A 1,294-nucleotide genomic window follows, 5' to 3' on the forward strand; every position below is an offset into this window, starting at 1 on the left:
TCCTTTCGCCCCGCCGCCCGAGGGCAGGCCCGACCAGCCGTGGCGGCCTCGGCAGCCCGAAGGCGCGGGCCCGGCCGACGACGGCTCAGGCGCCGACCGAAGCGGCTGGGGCAGCCAGTGGAGCAGCCGACAGCCGGGCCGCTCGACGGGCGGCTTCGGCAGCCGTCCCGGCGGTCAGAACGGGCAGCAGAACGGCCAGGACGGTCCCGAGGGAGGCCGTGGCGGCGGACTGCGCTGGGATCCGACGGACCCGATCCAGCGCCGCGCCCGCTACGCGCTCCTCGGCGGGATGTGGGCCTTCTTCTTCGCGCTCTTCGACTTCCCGGAGATCGCCCTGCTGCTCGGCTCGCTGGCGCTGTACTGGGGCATCAGCTCCCTGCGCAACAAGCCGGTGAACGGATCGTCCTCCGGCCGGGACGACGCGACGTCCGGCGGGCCGTCGTCCGGCGGCTCGTCATCGGCCACGCCCTCCCTGCCCAAGGTCCTCCGTACGGTCCGGCCGGCCCGGCCGGAGCGTCAAGCCGACAGCAGACGACGGCAGCGGTGAGCGGGCTGGTGACGGCCGCAATCGCACTGGCGATCGTGGCCGCGACCTTCACCGTGCAGTTGGTCTACCGCGACTACTACACCTGTCTCAACGACTCCCTGACGAAGACGGGCCAGCTCTCCTGCAATGACGAGCTGCCGCCCTCGCTGGTCCCGGTCTTCGGCGTCAAGGAGTAACACCGGAGCCGATGCCCGGAGCCGCGCCGGAATCCGCGCCGGAATCCGGGGCGGAGCCGTCGGGGCCGATCTTCCTGGGGCCGTCTTTCTTGACGGAGGGCGGCCCCGACGCCGTTCCCGTGGCCGGGAAGTCCGGCGTCGGACCGCTCGACGCCGCCTTGATCGCCGCCCATCGTGTCTGCCGGGCACCGCGCCCGTGCCAGGTCTCGTCGAGCAGAAAGTCGTACGGCTCGAACTCCGGCTCCTTCACCTCCTCCCTGTCCGCGACCGGAACCGCCCGGGCGCGCGCACCGGAGCGAGCGCGGACATCGGAGCGAGGACGAGCGCGAGCACGGACATGGGCGTCGGAGCGGGAACGAGCATCGGGACGAGGACGAGCGCGCGCGTGGACGCCGGAACGGCCGTGGACGTCAGCACGGGCGTCAGCGTCCCGGACCGGAGTGCCCAGGCCGCCGACCGCCTCCGACACCGGCTCGGACACCGGACCGTCCGCCACCGAGCAGCCACCGAGCAGCCACATCAGCCGCCGCCAGGGCGCCGGCCACCACGCCGTCACCGGACCGCCCGACTC

2 protein-coding genes and 1 pseudogene are annotated in these 1,294 nt (G+C 73.4%); 1 reads left to right on the forward strand and 2 read right to left on the reverse strand.

What is annotated here, in order from left to right:
- Window positions 1-723: pseudogene (locus GA0115259_RS42535) on the forward strand (hypothetical protein); the annotation flags it as partial.
- Here GA0115259_RS42535 and GA0115259_RS38230 read toward each other — a convergent pair.
- Both GA0115259_RS38230 and GA0115259_RS40980 read right to left on the reverse strand, forming a co-directional pair.
- A complete protein-coding gene (locus tag GA0115259_RS38230; protein WP_093605221.1) occupies window positions 713-973 on the reverse strand; it encodes a hypothetical protein in 261 nt (86 codons plus the stop codon). The pseudogene GA0115259_RS42535 and the gene GA0115259_RS38230 overlap by 11 nt on opposite strands.
- Window positions 970-1,140 (reverse strand): hypothetical protein, encoded by a 171-nt coding sequence (locus GA0115259_RS40980; RefSeq protein WP_161230636.1) that lies wholly within the window; start codon window positions 1,138-1,140, stop codon window positions 970-972. The genes GA0115259_RS38230 and GA0115259_RS40980 overlap by 4 nt, the downstream gene beginning before the upstream one ends.
- Window positions 1,141-1,294: the final 154 nt, after the last annotated feature.

Origin of the sequence: Streptomyces sp. MnatMP-M17 (assembly GCF_900091995.1) — a bacterium.
Classification (GTDB): Bacteria; Actinomycetota; Actinomycetes; order Streptomycetales; family Streptomycetaceae; genus Streptomyces.